We start from the raw sequence: 18,032 nt of genomic DNA, 5'->3' as shown, positions 1-18,032 counted from the left end.
GGTCGAGAAGCGTGAGCGTGCCGGGAAGCTCGCGTGGCGGGCCCACTACCGCACCGCCGAGGTCAAGCAGCGGAACAGACCTTCGCACGAAAGGTCGACGCCGAACGGTTCCTCACCGTCGAAGCGTCGAAGCTCGCCGGCACGTTCGTGACCCCGCACGAGCAAGCGTCACCATCGGCACGCTCGCGCAGCAGTGGCTCGAGTCGAAGGTGAACCTGAAGGCGTCCACCCGCGCCCGTTACACCGTCGCGTTCGACGACCACGTCCTCCCCAGATGGCGTGACGTCACCCTCGCCCAGGTCGAGCACGAGGCCGTCCAGGGATGGATCGCGCAACTCGTCACCGACGGCGCCGCGGCGGCGTCCGTCCGCAAGGTCCACGGCGTGCTCGCCGCCGTCCTCGACCACGCGGTGAAGACACGACGGCTGTCGTCGAACCCTGCGCGCGGCGTCACGCTTCCCCCGCCCCGACTCGGCCAGGAAGCGGTACCTCACCCCCGGCCAGGTCGAGATCACGGCCACGGCCGCCGGCACGCTCCCGGAAGGCCGTCCGCGCCGCTCCACCGACGTCGCCCGCCCGCAGTACCGGCTCGTCGTGCTCGTGCTCGCCTACTGCGGTCTCCGCTGGTCTGAGGTGGCCGCGCTGCGCGTCGCGTCGTTCGACCCCGCCCGCCGGCGGCTCACTGTGTCGTCCGCTGCCGGCGAGGTTGACGGGGCCGGGCTGACGTGGGGGTCGCCGAAGTCGCACAAGGCCAGGTGGGTGCCCGTCGAGGACATGCTCGCCGCCGAGCTCGCCACGTTCGTCGACGGCCGCGGCCCGGGCGAGTTGCTTTTCACCGTGCCCGACGGTGGTGTGCTGCGGAACCGGAACGCTCGACGCGACTGGTCCAACGGGGCGGCCGCGGCGGCCGGTGCCGTCGGTCTGACTCCACACGAGCTGCGGCATACCGCGGCGTCGCTCGCGTCGTCGGCCGGCGCGAACGTGAAGGCGGCAGCGGATGCTCGGACACGGGTCGGCGGCGATCACGCTGGACGTGTGCGCGGACCTGTTCCCGGACGATCTCGAGGCGGTCGGACGGCGGCTCTCGGCGCTCCGTGCTCGCGCTGGCGTTGCCCCAGCGTTGCGCCGACCGGATCGGGGGAGGCGGAGTGGTCCGGCTGAACCGCCTGTACCCCAGTGTTTCCGGGGCCTGTAGATGGTGGGCGATACTGGGATCGAACCAGTGACCCCTGCCGTGTGAAGGCAGTGCTCTCCCGCTGAGCTAATCGCCCGGGACGTCCGCGCGAACGCGGCGTCGGCAAGATTACCGGCCGCCCGCGGCCGTCCGCACCCGGGTACCCACGATCACGAACGGTCGCGCGCGACGCGCAGCTCCACGACGTCCGCGTCCGGCAGTGTCTCGTCCTCCCGCTCGTGCGAGCGGGGCGAGGCGGAGCCGCTGCGCGGCCGCGCCGGGGCGATCTGGGGCCACGACTCGTCGTGGTAGTCGTCGCTCGACCGGTTCATGACGTCTCCGTGCCTCTTCCTCACGTGTCACACCCGGTCACGACCCCACCCTTCCCGCAACGGTCGGCGGGTTCACACCGCACGCAGCCACCGTGCCCGGGAACCGCGAAGAGAACGGTGAGCGGGCACGTCCTGCGTACGAACGAGCCGCGTCGGGGCTCAGGTCGCGGCGGGAACGCGCCAGTGCACGCGGGTGCCGCTGGGCTCGACGTTCGCCCACGTGCAGTCACCGCCGCGCTGGCGTGCCCGCTCGGCCATGTTGCGGGTGCCGCTGTTGTGCGTGGTGACGCCCATGCCCTTGCCGTTGTCGGTGATCGTCAGGCTCACCTGGCCGTCAGCGGCGCGGACGGCAACATCGACGGCCGAGGCGGCGGCGTGCCGGGCGACGTTCGCCAGCGACTCGCGCAGCACGGCGAGCAGGTCGTCGCGGACCGTCTCGGCCTCGAAGTCGGGATCGTCGACGAGGACGTCGGGACTGAAACCGAGGATGCGGCTGGCCTCGTGGCAGATCTCGTCGACGGCCGTGGTGATGTCGATGGGCATCAGCGACCGTCCGCCGCCGAGCTCGAAGATCGACTGCCGCAGGTCCTTGATGGCGACGTCCATGGCCTCGACCGCGGTGCTGACCCGCGCCCGCACGTCCGGGTCGGCACCGGGGTGGTTCGCGCCCTGCAGGTACATGCCGGCCGCGAACAGCCGCTGGATGACGATGTCGTGCAGGTCGGCCGCGATGCGCTGGCGGTCCTCGAGGACGGCGATGTGCCCGCCGTGGCGCTCGAGCTGCCCGGCCCGCTCGACGACCTGGCGTTCGAGGTCGTCCTTGAGCTCGGTGAGCTCGAGCAGCGTCGCCTCACGGCGGCGGTCGACGCGGGCGATGCGGCGCGCGGCGACCCACGACAGGTAGCCGACGGCGAGCGCGCACAGCACGATCACGATCGCGATCGAGGTGCCGACGCCCTCGAGCCAGCCGATGCGCCGGGCCACCAGCGTCCCCAGACCGATCAGCGGCAGGCCGACGACCGCCAGCGGCAGCAGGCGGCGCATGAGCACAGCGCCCGCGTCGCGGCCGCGCAACACCCAGGTGAGGATGCCGCCGTCGACACTCGCGAGTACGGCGAGACCCAGCAGGGCGGTGCCCAGCGCGGTGTGCAGCGGCAGCGTCGTGGCCGACTGCGACCGGTACAGCGTGCGGACGTCGTAGAGGTACCCGAGCAGGGCCACGGCGGCCAGCACGAGCGCGACGACACCGAAGCCCTGACAGATCCGACGCAGCCGCAAGCCTCCCCCACTGCACACCCGCGGCAGGCTCACCACCGCGATGCAGATCAGCGTCGCCACGGACGGGCGGCCCGGATGGTCGACATCGCCGGGGGCGTCGAAGAACAGTTCGTCGATGCCGACGGACAGGCTGCTGGCGTACTCGAACAGGCTGACCAGGGCCAGGCCGAGCGGCACCACGGCGATGGCAGCGCCGAGGCGGCCCCGCACCATCCACGCGACACCCGCCAGGCCGAGGCCGATGGCGGAGTTGGCGCGGATCCCGATCTGGCCGGGCACCAGTTGGCGCAACCCCTCGACGTCGAACACCCAGCCCAGAAGGCCCAGCACCGCGAGCACCGTGGCGATGGCGGCGCACACGAACGCGAGGCGGGGCATCGAGCCGTGACGCTGCGGGAACGGCGGGGGCACCAGCGTGGCGGTCTCGCCCACCGCAACGCGGTCGGCCTCCGGCCCGGCGGTCTCCGTCTCGGTGGGCGTACGACCGTCCGGTTCGGTGGACGTCGGCGTCGGCGTCGGCGCGGGACGCTCGTCGTCGTTCACCATGATGTGCGCGGTCACGTCGTCGTGGACGGCGCCGTTCACTCCTGGGCTGCCGTTGACGGACGCGGCGGACGGACGGGAACGCTCCGACGGCGTCGGTCGGTCACGGGGTGGGGCGGCATCCGTCGACGAGGCAGGCACCGTTACCGGTACCTGATCGCCGGGGTGCGCCGCTGTCACGCAGAAACCACCACTTCGCAATGATGCGGGCGTTTGTCGCTACCGCAATTCCGAGCCACTCGGAGCGTATCGGTAGCGAAACGCATGGTCACTCTCGACACCGTTCCTATCCGGCGCGAATCGGGACCGGAACGGCCATTTCCCCCGCCCGCCGGCCCGCTCCCGCCCCCCGTGACGCGCCGGGAAGGGGCGCGAACGGGGCACGGCGGCCCGCCCTCGATGTGTCGGAATGGCCGCCTATCGGACGCCGCGCGAAAGGTCCGCTATTCGGCGAACAGTCGTTTTCCGGCGCACGACCGGGTCGAATTGCGGTGCTCGCGCAGCGTCGCCGCCGCCGAGGCTCACGCCGGCGACGCTCAGGCGTGGGCGCGGGCGGGCAGTCCCGGACGCACCGGCAGGCTCGCCCACCCGCGCAGCACCCGGGTGCGGCGGCGGGTGCCCGACCCGGCGGCGGCGATGTCGGGGAAGCGCTCGAACAGGCTGCGCAGCCCCACCTCGCCCTCGAGACGGGCCAGCGCGGCGCCGAGGCAGAAGTGCCGTCCGCCGGAGAAGGCCAGGTGCTTGTTCGCGTTGGGCCGGCGGACGTCGAACTCGTCCGGACGTTCGAAGACCTCGGGGTCGCGGTTCGCGGCGGCGAGGATCATCGCGACGAACGAGTCGCGCCCGACGTGCTGCCCGTCGATCTCGACGTCGCGATCGGCGACGCGCCCGGTGAGTTGCACCGGCGACTCGTAGCGCAGCGCCTCGTCGACCGCGTTCGCCCACAGGGACGGGTCGTCGCGCAGGACGGCGAGCTGCTCGGGATGGTCGAGCAGCAGCTTGGTCCCGCTGCCGAGCAGGTTGACGGTGGTCTCGAAGCCCGCCGCGAGGACGAGCCCGGCGGTCGCGCGCAGCTCGGTGGCGGAGAGCGCCTCGCCGTCGATGCGGGCGGTGATCAGTTTGCTCAGCAGGTCGTCACCGGGATCGCGGCGCAGCGTCTCCATGTGCTCGCCCAACCACCGGTCGAAGCCGGCGAGGCCGCGCTCGACGGTGCGGAACGTCCGGTAGGGCAGGGCGAAGTCGAGGCTGGGCGCGACGTGGTCGCCGAATTCGAGCACTTTCGCGCGATCGCGCTCGCGCACCCCGAGGATGTCGCTGATGATCGCGACGGGGAGCTGGGCGCAGTACCGCTCGACGATGTCGACGGTGCCGCCGTCGGCGGCGATGTCGTCGAGCAGGCGGTCGGCGACCGTCTGGACGTCGTCGCGCATCGCGGCGACGGCGCGGGCGGTGAACACCGACGACACCAGCTTGCGGTAGCGGGTGTGGTCCGGCGGTTCGGTCGACAGCAGCGACGGTCGCTCGAGCGGGTGCAGCGCGCCGTTGCGGGTGTGCCGTTCGATCCACTGCAACTGCGGCAGGACGCTGCTGCTGACCGAGGTCGTGCGGAAGTCGTCCGAGCGCAGCACCTGGTTCGCGACCGCGTGCGTGGCGGTGACGTAACCGATGCGCGTCAGGTTGAGCCGGCCCTGCGCCCGGATCTGCTCGTACACGCCGTGGGGCTCGGCCCGTACGGACGGATCGGCGATCATCCGCGCCTGCAGGTCGCCCTGCTCGGCCCACCGGCGGGTCGCCGCCCGGCCGAGCCCGTGCAGGATCACCCATCGCGCCGCCCGGTGCACCTCGGTCTGCATGGTTCTGATGGTGTCAGAAGAACTGTCACGGTGCGTCACAGACGGCCCGGGCACACTGGACGGCGATGTTGCGCGCAACCCTCGCGACCCTCGCCGCGTGCCTCCTGCTGGCCGGCTGCGGGTCGTCGTCCTCCCCGTCCGGCGACCCCGCCCTGCCCCAGCGTGCCGCGGCGGCGGTGCGGGTGCAGACCGTGACCGTGCCCGGCCTCGGGTCGGTACTGGCGGACGGGCGCGGCCACGTGCTCTACATGTTCCCTCCGGACGCGCGGCAGCAGGTGCGCTGCACCGGCGCCTGCGCCGGCACCTGGCCGCCGCTCGCCCTCGCCGACGGCAGGCGGCCCTCGGCGGGCCCGGGGGTCACGGCCTCGCGCCTGGGCACCCTGCCCGACCCGAACACCGGCGCCCGCATCGTCACCTACCGCGGGTACCCGCTCTACACCTACGCCGGGGACGTCACCGCCGGTACCGCCCGGGGCCAGGCGCTGAACCTCAACGGCGGTCCCTGGTACGTGCTCGACCCGGCGGGCGAGCCGATCACGCGGACGGTCGCGTCGTGAGCGTCTCGCGGCGGCAGCTGATCACCGGCGCAGCCGGGCTCGTCGTCGGCGGCGCGGCCGGCGTCGGCGGGGCCAAGGCGGCCGAGGCGTCCCCCGCGGCGGTGCCCGACGTGCCGTCCGCCAACGAGGAGCTGATGGTCGAGCACGGCGTGCTCAAGCGGGTGCTGCTCTGCTACCGCGCCGTGATCGACCGCGTCGACGCCGGCCGCGACGTGCCCGAGGGCGTGGTCACCGACGGCGCGCAGCTGGTGCTCGACTACGTCGAGAACTTCCACGAGGGCCTCGAGGAGGCCTACGTGTTCCCGTCCGTGCGCGACGCGCAGCCGGCTCTCGTGCGCACCCTGCTCGAGCAGCACGACCGGGGCCGTCGCCTGACCGCGTCGCTGCTCGGCGCGCCGGCCCGGCTCACGGCGTCGGCGCGACCGCGGGTGAGACAGGAGCTCGCCGCGTTCGTCCGCATGTACGAACCGCACGAGGCGTGGGAGGACACCGTGATCTACCCCGCCCTGCGCGCGGCGTTGCGCCCCGGCCGGCTCGCCGAGCTCGCCGAACGCTTCCAGGAGCTCGCCGACAAGGAGTTCGGGGACGCCGCCCTGGGCCGCGCGCTGCAGCGGGTCACCGGCATCGAGCAGCGCCTGGGCATCGACGACCTGGCGAGCTTCACGCCGTGACCCGGTAGCCTCACGTCTGAACAGCCGTTCAGACGTGGAGGCCACCGTGACCGACCTCGACAGCTGCGTCACCCGCGTGGTCGACGCCGACCGCGTCCACGCGGTCCGCGAGGCCATGCCGGCCGACGACGACGTCACCGACCTGGCCGATGTCTTCGGGCTGCTGTCCGACCCGGGTCGCCTCAAGCTGCTCACCAGCCTGCTCGAGGCCGGCGAGCTGTGCGTGTGCGACCTCGCCGCCGCCACCGGCATGGCCGAGTCGGCCGTCAGCCATGCGCTGCGCCTGCTGCGCGCCCACCGGGTCGTGCAGGCCCGCCGGGCCGGGCGGATGAGCTACTACCGCCTCGCCGACTCCCACGTGCGGCTGCTGCTCGACCTCGGCCTGCAGCACATCGGCCACAGCGTGTTGCTCCATCCCGAGAAGGAGACCGAGAGGGCCACCGGGACGGACGCGTCGTGACCCGTCCGCAGCACGACCACGCCGCCGACGCCGGCCTCGACGACGCGCACTGCGTCGAGCACGCCACCGCGCGGCGCGGCGAGCGCCCCGCCGGCCACGACGACCCTCACGACCACCCCCACGACCACCCCCACGATCACCCCCGCGATCGCGGGCGCGGCCACTCCCACGCCCCGACGGCCGACGCGAACGTGCGGTACCTCTGGGTGGCGCTGGGGTTGCTGCTGGCGTTCATGGCCGCCGAGGTCGTCGTCGCCTTCGCCTCGGGCTCACTGGCGCTGCTCGCGGACGCCGGGCACATGCTCACCGATGCCGGCGCGATCGCCGGCGCGCTGTGGGCGATCCGGCTGGCGGCCCGCCCGGCGTCCGGCTCGTGGACGTTCGGGCTGAAGCGCGCCGAGATCCTGTCGGCGGCGCTGAACGGCCTGACCCTGGTGATCGTCGGCGCGGTCATCGCCGTCGAGGCCGTGCGCCGGTTGATCACGCCCCCGCAGGTCGAGGGCGCCGCCGTGCTGGTCGTCGCCGGCGTCGGCGTGGTCGTCAACGTGCTGGCCACCGTGGTGCTCGCGCGGGCCGACCGCACGAGCATGAACGTGCAGGGCGCCTTCCTGCACGTCGTCACCGACCTCTACGCGTTCGTCGGCACGGCCGCGGCCGGCCTGATCATCCTGCTCACCGGCTGGACCCGCGCCGACGGCATCGCCTCGCTCGTCGTCGTCGCGCTGATGCTGCGCGCCGGATGGCAGCTGCTGCGCGCGTCGACACGCGTGCTGCTCGAGGGCACGCCCGAGGACGTCGACGTCGACGTCGTCCGCGCGCACATCCTCGACCTGCCCGAGGTCGTCTCGGTGCACGACCTGCACGTCTGGACGCTCACGTCGTCGCTGCCGGCCCTGTCGGCGCACGTGGTGGTGAAGGACGCCTGCTTCACGAACGGCTACGCCCCGCAGGTGCTCGACCGCCTGCAGCTGTGCCTCGGCGGCCACTTCGACGTCGAGCACTCCACCTTCCAGCTCGAACCCGCGTCGCACACCGAGCACGAGTTCGACGCGCACCACTGAGCGCGGCCGCGGGTCAGGACGCGAGCCGCGCCGCGGCCTGACACGACTCGGCGCCCGCGCACGCGTCCAGGGCGGCGACGGCGCGCTGCAGCGGCGCGAGCACCGAGACCGGCGTGCCGGCCACGACGTTGTGCAGCTCGTACGGATCGGACTTCAGGTCGTAGTACTCGCGGTCGCCGTTCACGTACTCGACGTAGAGCGCGTCGCGGGTGCGCAGCGCGCGATAGGTCGGCGGGTTGCCCGACAGCCGTGGTTGCTTGTCGGGATCACTCGGCGCGAAGTCGCCACCGGCGTGCTCGACCAGCGTCGCCTGCGTCCAGTCGGCCGGCGTGCGCCCCAGCCACACCGGCAGCATGCTGACGCCGTCGCGGGCCGGGTCGGGGTCGGCACCGGCGATCTGCTCGAACGTCGGCGCGAGATCGATCGACGTGGTGAGCGCGGTGGCCGTCGAGTTCGGCGCGACACCGGGCCCGGCGACGATCAGCGGCACGTGGATGTCGCTGTCGTAGGCGGTCATCTTGCCCGAGCGCAACCGGTGCTGGCCGAGGTGGAACCCGTTGTCCGAGCTGAAGATCAGATAGGTGTCGCGTTGCACGCCCGAACGCACGAGCTGGGATCGGATGTCGGCGATGAGCCGGTCGACCGCCCGCACCGAACGTGCCCGCTGCCGGTAGATCGAGTCCATCCTCGTGGCAGCGAGCTTCGTGAGCTTCGGGAAGGCGGCCAGCCACGACGGCGCGTCGGTCGTGCGCCGGCCGTAGGACGGATCGCGCGGCGCCTTCAATCCCGGGTACATGTCCGCGTCGCGCGGCGCCGGCACGAACGGGTGGTGCGGCGCGAACGTCGACACCTCGAGCGCGAACGGCGTGCCCTCGTCCGCCGCACTGCTGATGAACGCCCGCGCCTTCGTCGACAGCACGTCCGTGAGGTAGTCCTTCGGCTCGTAGCCGTAGTAGCGCAGCCGACCGTTCTCGTTGAGCGTGTAGTCGAAACCGCGGTACCCGTCGCCGGTGGAGACCCAGTCGTCCCAGCCCGGCGGGATCGGGTCGTCGGGGTGGTAGCCGTTCAGATACTTGCCCATGAACCCGGTGCGGTAGCCCGCCCGCTGCAGGGCGAGCCCGTACGAACGGCTGTCGTCGCCGTTGCGGACGAACGCGTCGTACCCGCCGGCGGGACCCTCGTTCTTGCGCACGCCGGTGTTGTGGGGGTAGCGCCCGGTGAAGATCGACGCGCGCGACGGGCAGCACAGCGAGTCGACGACGAAGTGGTTGCGGAGGGCCATGCCGGTCGTGCGCAACGCGCGCAGCGACGGCATGAACCGCAGCAGGTCGTAGGAGAGATCGTCGGTCAGCACGAACACGATGTTCGGACGGACGCCCGTCGCCGGGGCGTTCGAGAGCGGACCGGCGCCCGTCGAGGACGGCGACGGCCGCGCAGGGGCCGACGGATCGGTCGCCCGCACCGCGAGCTCCGACGCGCTCGCCCGCGTGGGGTGCGCGCCGGAGGCGGTCCCGGACGACGCCGCGGCGACGAGGCCGGTGACGCAGACGGCGGCCGCCATCGCCCCGGCCAGCACCGACAGCAACCGCCACGACCTGCGCGTGCGCAACACGACGCCCCCTCCCCGGACAAATCAGACTATTCCGGCTAGCGTAGTAGACAAGCGTCAGACGGCCGGAGATCCGCCCGCAGGGTAGCGGCGTCGATCATGACCGCGCAGGACGCCGGACGTCCCGGCACAGCCCGCTGCCAGCCGGTGAGGTCCGCGGGCTACCGTGCGGACGCGCTGCGCACCGGCGCGACCGGCCCGTCCCGCCCGTCCGTGACGGCGTCGCGGAACACGACGTGGCGCATGGCCAGGTACATGAACCCGGCCTCGCACAGCCCCGCCAGCAGCCGGGCCGGACGGTAGTCGAGGCCGGCGGCGGCGAGCCCTGCGGTCACGCCGAGGACGCACCCGCCGTAGTTGAGCGCGACGACGGCCGCGTAGACGGCCAGTTGCCGTCCGACCGGCGCGTGCGAGCGGAAGTTGAGCGTGCGGTTCAGCGCGTACGAGACCGCCAGCGCCGTCGCGTAGGCGAGCGTGACCGACGCCGCCAGCGGCAACGCGGCGGGCCCGTGCAGCGTCCAGAGCAGGCCGAGGTCGAGCGCGAAGGTCGCGCCGTTGATCAGCGCGAATCCCAGCAGGGTGGGCGCGACCACCCGTGACAACCCGCGGGGCAGGCGCCGGACGATCGCCGCCACCGCGTCCGCGTAGCGCTCCCCCGCCGTCACCGTCCCAGCGTGCGCGTCGGGGATGAACGGACGGCGACCCGCACATGACCACGACGAAGGCGCCGGCGTGATGGCAGACCCGGAGGGCAACGAGCTCTGGTCCTACGGTCCTACCGAGCGCCCTCGGCGAACCGGTCGTGGGCGGCGAGCAGCGCGGCGAGGATGCCCGGTTCGTCGAACGCGTGGCCGGCGTCGTCGACGAGGTGGAACTCGGCCCCCGGCAACGCGCGGTGCAGGTCCCAGGCGGTCGTCGCCGGGGTGCACATGTCGTAGCGGCCCTGGACGATCACCGTCGGGACGTGCGCGAGCCGGGGCGCGTCACGGATGAGCTGCTCGGGCTCGAACCAGCCGCCGTGCACGAAGTAGTGGTTCTCGATGCGGGCGAACGCGAGCGCGTAGGCCGGCTCGCCGAACGACGAGACGAGTTCCGGACGGGGCCGCAGCGTGATCGCCGAGCCCTCCCAGGTCGACCAGGCGACCGCGGCGGGGCCGTGGACGGCGGGGTCGGGGTCCGCGAGCAGGCGCGCGTACGCGTCGATCAACCGGCCCGGCACCCGGTCGGCCTCGGGCACGGCGGCCAGGAACGATTCCCACAGGTCGGGGTACACGTGGTTCGCACCGGCTCCCTCGTAGAACCACGCCAGCTCGGACGGTCGCAGCGTGAAGATGCCGCGCAGCACGAGCGCGGTCACCCGCTCGGGGTGCGTCTGCGCGTACGCCAGCGCCAGCGCCGACCCCCACGAGCCGCCCGACACCAGCCACCGCTCGATGCCGAGGTGCTCGCGCAGCCGCTCGAGGTCCGCGACCAGGTGCCAGGTGGTGTTCGCCGCGAGGTCCGTCGCCGGGTCGCTCGCGCTCGGCGTGCTCGCGCCGCAGTTGCGCTGGTCGAACAGCACGAGGCGACAGCGGTCCGGGTCGAACAGCCGGCGCTGCTTCGGCGAGCTGCCGCCGCCCGGGCCGCCGTGGAGGTAGACCGCGGGCGTGCCGTCCGGATTGCCCGAGGTCTCCCAGTACAGGTGGTTGCCGTCGCCGACGTCGAGCATGCCGGTCTCGTACGGGTCGCGCTCGGGATACATGATCGCGACGCTATCCGGGTCCAAAGGTCCGCCCCTCACCCGCCGGTCGGATGTCATGATCCGCCCGAGCCGTGAGGGGGGCCCATGATCCACACCACCGTCCGCACCACCGACCGTCCGCGCCGGGCCGGTGCGCTGGCGCTCGTCGCCGCCGCCGTCGCCGGGACGGCGGTAGGTGTCGTCGTCGCGACGCCCGCCGGAGCCGCGGCGGGCTGCGCGACCGGCAGGGCGATCGGGGTCATGGGGCCGCGCAGCGGCGCCTACCGTTCCCTCGGCCTGCCGATCGAGCGCGGCGTCGAGCTGGCGGTGTCACGGTTCAACCGGCTGCATCCGCGCTGCCGGGTGACGGTCGTACGGTCCGACTCGCAGGGTCTGCCCGCGAAGGCGTCCGCCGCCGCGAAACGGCTCACCCGCACGCCGTCGGTGATCGGCGTCGTCGGGCCGGTCTTCTCGGGCGAGACAGCGGCGAGCGGCGCGCTGTTCTCCCGCGCCGGGCTCGCCACCCTGTCGCCGAGCGCCACCGAACCGTCGCTGACGACCCATCGCTGGCGGACGTTCTTCCGGGGCAGCCCGTCCGACACCGCGACGTCGCGCGCCGCGGCCCGGTGGTTGGTGGCGGCGAAGAAGTCGCGGGTGTGCGTCGTGTCCGACGGCACCGGCTACGGCGCGGCCGCCGGTGCGGTGGTGCGCCGGGGTCTGGGCAGCCGTCTCGCGTGCACCGTCACGCTGCGCCCCGCCCACCCCGACTACGCCGCCGCGGTGACGAGGGTGAAGTCGGCGAAGGCCGACGCGGTGTACTTCGCCGGCTACGACTTCGAGGCGGTGCCGCTCGTGCGCAAGCTGCGCGCGGCGAGGTCCGCGGCGACCCTCGTCGTCGGCGACGGCGTCTACGGCCCGTGGTTCACGAGCCACGTCGGCCCGAGCGGCAGCGGCGTGGTCGCGGTGGCCTCGATCGCCCCGGCTGCCAGGAGTGCCGCCCTCGCCAAGCGCTACCGCGCCGTGTACCACTCCGCGATCAAGCCGTACACCGCCGAGGCGTACGACGCCGCGAACGCGTTCCTGAACGGCATCGCCTCGGGGGTGGGCACCCGCGCCGGCATGCGCGGCTACCTGCACCGCTACGACCGCGAAGGCATCGCCCAGCTCTACCGGTTCACCTCGACCGGTGAGTTGGCGAAACCGACCAACTGGGTCTACGTGCTGCGCAAGGGCGCGTTCGTCAGCTCGGGCCGCCTGCGCTGAGCAGCTCGGGCGTGATCGACGCGAGGTCGGGCACGCCCGTCAGCGCCATCGTGAGGTCGAGTTCGGCGAGCACGTTGTCGATCACCTGACGCACGCCGTCGGCCCCGTCCAGCGCGAGGCCGTACACGTGCGGACGGCCGAGCAGGCAGGCGTCCGCGCCGAGGGCGAGCGCGACGAACACGTCCGCGCCCGTCCGCACGCCGCTGTCGAACAACACCGTCGCATCGGCACCGACCCGCTCGCGGATCGCGGGCAGGGCGTCGAGCGCGGCGATCGACGCGTCGACCTGGCGTCCACCGTGGTTGGAGACGACGAGACCGTCGACGTGGTCGAGCGCGCGCTCGGCGTCGTCCGGGTGCAGCACGCCCTTCAGCAGCACCGGCAGCGACGTGCGCTTGCGCAGCGTCGCGACGTGCTCCCACGACAGCCCCGGGTTGGAGTAGGTGTCGAGGAAACGCTCGACGGCGGCGCGCGGCTCGGGCGAACGCAGGTTCTCGACGAACCGGCCGGGGTACTCGCGTGTCATCGACACGAGCGTGCGGACGGCGGAGACGGTCACCTCGACCTTCTCGCGGGGACCGCTCGCCGCGGCGACCTGCTCGCGCAGCAACCGGCGGAACGCCGGGTCGGACGTGTACTGCGCGATGCCGAGGCCGCGGGCGAACGGCAGCGACCCGAGATTGAGGTCCTGCGGGCGCCAGCCGAGCAACGTGGTGTCGACCGTGAGCACGAGCGCCTGCGCACCGGCCTTCTCGGCGCGGGCGATCATCGAGTCGACGACGGCGTCGTCGGTCGACCAGTACAGCTGGTACCAGAACGGCGTGCCCGCCATGGCCGCTGCGGTGTCCTCCATCGGGTTGCAGCCCTGGCACGAGAACACGTACGGCACGCCCGCGGCCGCCGCGCCCTCGGCGATCTTCACGTCGCTGTCGCGGGTGACCAGCGCGGCCGCACCGACGGGAGCGAGCAGCAGCGGGGCCGCGAGCTCGGTGCCGAGCACGGACGTCGACAGGTCGCGGCGGACCGCACCGCGCAGCATCCGCGGCACGATGCGGTGCCGGTCGAACGCCTCGCGGTTGTGGCGCATGGTCGCGCCCTCGCCGGCGCCTCCGGCGACGTAGGCCCAGGCGGCCGGCGACATGGCGCGGCGGGCCCGGCGTTCGAGTTCGGCAGCGTCCGTCGGCACCTCGGGACGCCGACCGAAGACCCCGGCGCGGTAGATGGCGCCCTGGCGTTCGCGGCCGCGGCCGGCGGTGCCGGTGCCGTCGCCCTTCACGATCGTCCGGTCATTCGGTGGGGCCCGTCCGGTCCCAGCCCGGCGCCACGAAGCGCTCGGTGACGTCGTCCGGGTGCTTGGCCACGTCGACGTCCTGGTTGCAGGCGGGACAGTAGGTGCGCGGCTTGTAGGCCTTGCCGCACGAGTGCTTGAGCGTCACGGGCGCCTTGTCGAGCACCCACCGGTCACCCCACGCGCGCAGCGCGGCGAGCACCGGGCGCAGGTCGGCGCCCGCCTTGGTCAGGTGGTACTCGAAGCGGGGCGGGTTGTCCTGGTACTGGCGCCGCTCGATCACGCCGGCCTCCTCGAGACCGCGCAGCCGGGTGGTGAGGATGTCGCGCGACGCGGCGGTGTTGCGGGCGATCGCGTCGAAGCGGTGGTTGCCGTAGTCGATCTCGCGGATCGCGAGCAGCGCCCACCGCTCCCCCACCACGTCGAGCGTCGCCGCCACCGAGTCGGGCCGTCCCGTCGTCCGCGCGGCCCGCGCCGGCCTCGTCACCTTGTTCGCCATGCCCCCACGTTAGTTGGTTTTCCGGACCCGCGCCGGACCGGTCCAGCCGGTCAGCGGACGGGCGCCGACTGACCCGGGCACGCGCGGAGGATGCGGGCGATGGCGTCCCGCTCGGCGACCGTGACCCACAGCCGGTACCGCGCCTTCACCGCGACCTGCCGCGCGACGTACGCGCAGCGGAACGAGCGCGCAGGCGGCAGCCACGTCGCGGCGTCACCGTCGCCCTTGCTCGCGTTGGTCGGCCCGTCGACGGCGAGCAGGTTCAGCGGGTCGTTCGCGAACGTCGTCCGCTGCTGCTCGTCCAGTTGCTGCGCGCCCTTCTGCCACGCGTCACCCAGCGCGACGACGTGGTCGATCTGCACCTCGATCGACGTGCGTTGGCCGCGCACGAAGTCGATCACGCGGCCGGTGTAGGGATCGCGCAGCAGGCCGGTCAGCACCACGCAGTCGCGCGTACCGGGCCGGAACGTCTCGTCGGTGAGGTCGCGGCGCAGCACGTCGTTGCGGGTGTCGCAGCCGTTGTGGCCGAACTGCGCGTCGGTGTCGTCCGTCCACGACGGACCGAACTCGTCGCGGTCGTAGCCCGTTCGCGGCGCACGGCCCTTCACCGGCAACGTGGTCAGCAGGGCCGCCGCGCTGCCCGACGCCGGCGGCAGCGTTGTCGGCGGGCGCGTCGTCGAACTCGTGCGTGACGGGGAGGCGGTCGCGGACGGTGCCACCGAGGTCGGCCCGGGCACCGACGCCGAGGCGCCACCGGTCGTGACCTGCACGGGGTCGGTGGTGGTCTGCACGCACCCGGCGAGCACCAGCGGCGCGAGGAGCAGGGCCACGGCCCGGCGCGCGCGCCGCTCAGGCACGCTCGACGACCGCGGCGAGACCCTGCCCACCGCCGATGCACATCGTCTCGAGGCCGAAGCGGGCGTCCCGCCGGCGCAGCTCACGCGCCAGCGTGGTGAGGATGCGCGCCCCCGTCGCGCCCACCGGGTGCCCGAGCGAGATGCCGGAACCGTGCACGTTCAGCCGCTCGAAGTCGCGCTCGCCGAACGCCCACTCGCGGGTGCAGGCGAGCACCTGGCTGGCGAAGGCCTCGTTCAGCTCGACGAGGTCCATGTCGGCGAGCGTGAGGTCCGTCCGTGCGAGTGCCGCGGCGACCGCCCCGACCGGCCCGATGCCCATGACCTCGGGACCCACACCCGCGACACCCCACGACACGAGTCGCACGAGCGGGTCGAGCCCCAGTTGCTCGGCGGTGTCGCGCCGCGTGACGACGCACAGCGCGGCGCCGTCGTTCTGCCCGCTCGCGTTGCCGGCGGTGACGGTGGCGTCCGGGTCGTCGCGGCCGAGCACGGGGCGCAGCGCGGCCAGCTTCTCGAGCGTCGTCCCCGGGCGGATGTGCTCGTCCGCGTCGACGATCGTGTCGCCCTTCCGTCCCGGGACGGTGACGGGAACGATCTCCTCGGCGAAGACGCCCGTCTCGGCCGCGGCAGCAGCACGGCGGTGACTGCGGACGGCGAACTCGTCCTGCTCCTCGCGCGCGATGCCGTACTGCCGCCGCAGGTTCTCCGCCGTCTCGAGCATGCCGCCGGCGACGGGGTGGTTGCGTCCGCCCGCCGTCACCCGACCGCGCGCGAGCGCGTCGTGCAGCATCACCCCGGCGCCCGCGGGCGCGCCCCAACGCATGTCGGTCGAGTAGAACGGCGCCGAGCTCATCGACTCGGCACCGCCGGCGAGCACGACCTGCGAGACGCCCGCCGCGACCTGGCCCGCGGCGGTGAGCACGGCCTGCAGCCCCGACCCGCACCGGCGGTCGAGCTGCCAGCCGGTGGTCGTGACGGGCAGGCCGGCGTCCAGGGCGGCGACGCGCCCGATCGCGGGCGCCTCCGTCGTCGGGTAGCAGTGGCCGAGGATCACCTCGTCGACCCGCTCGGGGTCGAGCCCGGTGCGCTCGAGCACGGCCGTGATCACGGTGGCGGCGAGGGTGTGGGCGGGCACGGTGCGCAGGCCGCCGCCGAAACCGCCGACGGGCGTGCGCAGCGGTTCGCAGATGACGACGTCGTCGGCGCGAGCGGGCACGGAGAACCTCCTGCAGGGGCGAGCGGCTGCGCACGACCGGTCCGGTTCGTGCCGTTTGCTCTCGACGCGGACGAACCGGGCGTGACAGTGTGGGTGCAGGCCTCACGGCCTCGCGCAGAATAGCTGCGCTTCGTTCCGCCGAGACCGATGCGGACGCACGGGACGGGATCTCCACCGTGACTCTCACCCACTCTGCCGCCCTCGACGCGGCCCAACTGTTCACCGCGCGTCTCGACGTCGCCGAACGCCGGCTGCACGTCGGCGGCGAGCTCGATCTCGCGACGGCACCCGCGCTGCGCGACGCCGCCCGCGTGCTGCACGACCTCGTGTCCGGCCCGATCACGGTCGACCTCGACGACGTGACGTTCTGCGACGCCGCGGGCCTCGACGTGCTCGTCGAGCTCGCGGAGGAGCACCGGGGTCGGGGCGAGCGGCTGCGGATCGTGAACGTGTCCGCCCGGCTGCGCCGGACGTTCGCCGTGGGACGTGGGGCCTGGCTGTTGCCGCCGTCCGCGCCCCGGCCCGCCGCGCGGACGGACTCCCGCGTCGTCGGCTGACCGCCGCCGGCGTCCTCACCGTGCGCACCGGCCCCGGAAATGACTACAGGCCCCGGAATCCGGGGCCTGTAAGGGTGGGCGATACTGGGATTGAACCAGTGACCCCTACCGTGTCAAGGTAGTGCTCTCCCACTGAGCTAATCGCCCTTGTGCACACCGTTGCCGGTGATTGTGTTCGCGAGGTGGCGACGGGATTTGAACCCGTGTACACGGCTTTGCAGGCCGTTGCCTCGCCTCTCGGCCACGCCACCGTGAGACGCCCTGACCTCACCGGTCAGAGCGTCTTCCGAGCGGACGACGGGATTCGAACCCGCGACCCTCACCTTGGCAAGGTGATGCGCTACCAGCTGCGCTACGTCCGCGTGACAACGGCTGAAATCGGTGAAGATTTCCTGCCGCGGTGCCGAGCGATGACTCTACCTGGTGCCTCGAGCGGGCTTCAAACCGCCTCACCCGCTCTGTCGGTGATGCGCGTCCAGACGGCGTCGACCTGCCGCTCGAGCGAGGCGAGGTCGCCGTCGTTGTCGATGATCTCGTCGGCCACGGCCCGCCGCTGCTCGTCGGTGGCCTGCCGCGCCATGCGGGCACGCGCGTCGTCCTCGGCCATGCCGCGACCGGCCAGTCGCGTGAGGCGGATGGCTTCGGACGCGAGCACGACGACGACCAGGTCGAATCCGTCCGCCATGCCGTTCTCGACCAGCAGCGGGACGTCGTAGACGACGACGGCCTCCGCCGGTGCCTGCGCCTCCAGTTCGGCGAAGCGCCGTGCCACACGGGGGTGGGTGATGCTGTTCAGAGCGTCCAGCTGGGCGCGGTCGGCAAAGACGGTCCGCGCGATCCACGCCCGGTCCAGGGTGCCGTCGGCCGCGACCGCGCTGCGGCCGAAGTGCTCGACCACGGCGTCGAACCCCTCCGTGCCGGGCTCGACGACCTCGCGGGCGATGGCGTCAGCGTCGAGGACGACCGCGCCCCGCTGCGCGAGCAGCCTCGCGACCGTGCTCTTGCCTGACCCGACACCGCCGGTGAGTCCCACGCGCACGTCCGCGACGCTAGACGATCGGGTTCTCCCCCGAGGTTGCCGGTCAGAGGTGTCC

19 protein-coding genes and 4 tRNA genes are annotated in these 18,032 nt (G+C 73.0%); 8 read left to right on the top strand and 15 right to left on the bottom strand.

Annotated features, from left to right (window positions below; genetic code table 11):
- Positions 1–11: 11 nt before the first annotated feature.
- Entirely contained in the window at positions 12–632 is a 621-nt protein-coding gene (locus tag ACYVP9_RS13650; protein WP_460605410.1) for a phage integrase central domain-containing protein, read from the top strand.
- A complete protein-coding gene (locus tag ACYVP9_RS13645) occupies positions 595–1,161 on the top strand; it encodes a tyrosine-type recombinase/integrase (protein ID WP_460605409.1) in 567 nt (188 codons plus the stop codon). Before ACYVP9_RS13650 ends, ACYVP9_RS13645 begins: the two co-directional genes overlap by 38 nt.
- A gap of 35 nt (positions 1,162–1,196) precedes the next feature.
- Here ACYVP9_RS13645 and ACYVP9_RS13640 read toward each other — a convergent pair.
- The 4 genes from ACYVP9_RS13640 to ACYVP9_RS13625 form a co-directional block, all read right to left on the bottom strand.
- Positions 1,197–1,271, bottom strand: a tRNA-Val gene (locus tag ACYVP9_RS13640).
- 73 nt (positions 1,272–1,344) lie between these two features.
- Entirely contained in the window at positions 1,345–1,506 is a 162-nt protein-coding gene (locus tag ACYVP9_RS13635) for a hypothetical protein (RefSeq protein ID WP_460605408.1), read from the bottom strand.
- 159 nt (positions 1,507–1,665) lie between these two features.
- On the bottom strand, positions 1,666–3,369 hold the full coding sequence (locus ACYVP9_RS13630; protein WP_460605407.1) for a sensor histidine kinase: 1,704 nt from the start codon (positions 3,367–3,369) through the stop codon (positions 1,666–1,668).
- 494 nt (positions 3,370–3,863) lie between these two features.
- Positions 3,864–5,168 carry a cytochrome P450 gene (locus ACYVP9_RS13625; protein WP_460605541.1) on the bottom strand — a complete coding sequence of 435 codons (1,305 nt, stop codon included), beginning with the start codon at positions 5,166–5,168 and terminating at the stop codon, positions 3,864–3,866.
- Positions 5,169–5,245: 77 nt separating this feature from the next.
- Here ACYVP9_RS13625 and ACYVP9_RS13620 point away from each other — a divergent pair, with 77 nt between their 5' ends.
- From ACYVP9_RS13620 to ACYVP9_RS13605, 4 genes are all read left to right on the top strand, one after another.
- Complete coding sequence (locus ACYVP9_RS13620) at positions 5,246–5,737, top strand: COG4315 family predicted lipoprotein (RefSeq protein ID WP_460605406.1); 492 nt, start codon at positions 5,246–5,248, stop codon at positions 5,735–5,737.
- Positions 5,734–6,408 (top strand): hemerythrin domain-containing protein, encoded by a 675-nt coding sequence (locus tag ACYVP9_RS13615; RefSeq protein ID WP_460605405.1) that lies wholly within the window; start codon positions 5,734–5,736, stop codon positions 6,406–6,408. Before ACYVP9_RS13620 ends, ACYVP9_RS13615 begins: the two co-directional genes overlap by 4 nt.
- A 115-nt stretch (positions 6,409–6,523) precedes the next feature.
- Positions 6,524–6,868, top strand: a complete 345-nt coding sequence (locus tag ACYVP9_RS13610; RefSeq protein WP_460605540.1) for an ArsR/SmtB family transcription factor — start codon at positions 6,524–6,526, stop codon at positions 6,866–6,868.
- The gene (locus tag ACYVP9_RS13605) at positions 6,865–7,929 is read left to right on the top strand and encodes a cation diffusion facilitator family transporter (RefSeq protein ID WP_460605404.1); all 1,065 of its coding nucleotides are present in this window, start codon (positions 6,865–6,867) and stop codon (positions 7,927–7,929) included. The genes ACYVP9_RS13610 and ACYVP9_RS13605 overlap by 4 nt, the downstream gene beginning before the upstream one ends.
- A gap of 13 nt (positions 7,930–7,942) precedes the next feature.
- On the opposite strand, the gene ACYVP9_RS13600 is transcribed toward ACYVP9_RS13605, so the two are convergent.
- The 3 genes from ACYVP9_RS13600 to pip all read right to left on the bottom strand — a co-directional run bounded on the left by ACYVP9_RS13600 (position 7,943) and on the right by pip (position 11,279).
- On the bottom strand, positions 7,943–9,541 hold the full coding sequence (locus ACYVP9_RS13600; protein ID WP_460605403.1) for a sulfatase family protein: 1,599 nt from the start codon (positions 9,539–9,541) through the stop codon (positions 7,943–7,945).
- Positions 9,542–9,699: 158 nt separating this feature from the next.
- Positions 9,700–10,203 carry a GtrA family protein gene (locus ACYVP9_RS13595; protein WP_460605402.1) on the bottom strand — a complete coding sequence of 168 codons (504 nt, stop codon included), beginning with the start codon at positions 10,201–10,203 and terminating at the stop codon, positions 9,700–9,702.
- A 110-nt stretch (positions 10,204–10,313) separates the two neighbouring features.
- Positions 10,314–11,279, bottom strand: coding sequence for an alpha/beta hydrolase family protein (gene pip, locus ACYVP9_RS13590; protein ID WP_460605401.1), 966 nt, complete (start codon positions 11,277–11,279; stop codon positions 10,314–10,316).
- 84 nt (positions 11,280–11,363) lie between these two features.
- On the opposite strand from pip, the gene ACYVP9_RS13585 reads away from it, so the two are divergent.
- The gene (locus ACYVP9_RS13585) at positions 11,364–12,521 is read left to right on the top strand and encodes a branched-chain amino acid ABC transporter substrate-binding protein (protein WP_460605400.1); all 1,158 of its coding nucleotides are present in this window, start codon (positions 11,364–11,366) and stop codon (positions 12,519–12,521) included.
- Here ACYVP9_RS13585 and ACYVP9_RS13580 read toward each other — a convergent pair.
- Genes ACYVP9_RS13580 through ACYVP9_RS13565 form a run of 4 tightly spaced genes read right to left on the bottom strand, consistent with a single transcriptional unit; the run spans position 12,499 to position 16,381 of the window.
- Entirely contained in the window at positions 12,499–13,800 is a 1,302-nt protein-coding gene (locus ACYVP9_RS13580; protein WP_460605539.1) for an alpha-hydroxy-acid oxidizing protein, read from the bottom strand. The genes ACYVP9_RS13585 and ACYVP9_RS13580 overlap by 23 nt on opposite strands.
- Positions 13,801–13,807: 7 nt before the next feature.
- Entirely contained in the window at positions 13,808–14,308 is a 501-nt protein-coding gene (locus tag ACYVP9_RS13575) for a winged helix-turn-helix transcriptional regulator (protein WP_460605399.1), read from the bottom strand.
- 50 nt (positions 14,309–14,358) lie between these two features.
- Positions 14,359–15,165, bottom strand: a complete 807-nt coding sequence (locus ACYVP9_RS13570; protein WP_460605398.1) for an HNH endonuclease family protein — start codon at positions 15,163–15,165, stop codon at positions 14,359–14,361.
- Complete coding sequence (locus ACYVP9_RS13565) at positions 15,158–16,381, bottom strand: acetyl-CoA C-acetyltransferase (protein WP_460605397.1); 1,224 nt, start codon at positions 16,379–16,381, stop codon at positions 15,158–15,160. The genes ACYVP9_RS13570 and ACYVP9_RS13565 overlap by 8 nt, the downstream gene beginning before the upstream one ends.
- A 176-nt stretch (positions 16,382–16,557) precedes the next feature.
- Here ACYVP9_RS13565 and ACYVP9_RS13560 point away from each other — a divergent pair, with 176 nt between their 5' ends.
- On the top strand, positions 16,558–16,938 hold the full coding sequence (locus ACYVP9_RS13560; RefSeq protein ID WP_460605396.1) for an anti-sigma factor antagonist: 381 nt from the start codon (positions 16,558–16,560) through the stop codon (positions 16,936–16,938).
- Between the two features lie 75 nt (positions 16,939–17,013).
- On the opposite strand, the gene ACYVP9_RS13555 is transcribed toward ACYVP9_RS13560, so the two are convergent.
- From ACYVP9_RS13555 to coaE, 4 genes are all read right to left on the bottom strand, one after another.
- Positions 17,014–17,085, bottom strand: a tRNA-Val gene (locus ACYVP9_RS13555).
- Positions 17,086–17,118: 33 nt separating this feature from the next.
- Positions 17,119–17,189, bottom strand: a tRNA-Cys gene (locus tag ACYVP9_RS13550).
- Positions 17,190–17,227: 38 nt separating this feature from the next.
- Positions 17,228–17,300: transfer RNA gene (locus ACYVP9_RS13545), tRNA-Gly, on the bottom strand.
- A 77-nt stretch (positions 17,301–17,377) separates the two neighbouring features.
- On the bottom strand, positions 17,378–17,977 hold the full coding sequence (coaE, locus tag ACYVP9_RS13540) for a dephospho-CoA kinase (RefSeq protein ID WP_460605394.1): 600 nt from the start codon (positions 17,975–17,977) through the stop codon (positions 17,378–17,380).
- Positions 17,978–18,032 lie beyond the last annotated feature (55 nt).

It is taken from the genome of Jatrophihabitans fulvus (assembly GCF_054781375.1).
The sequence above is the reverse complement of the archived record's forward strand: the minus strand, read 5'-3'. Positions and strand labels throughout refer to the sequence as shown.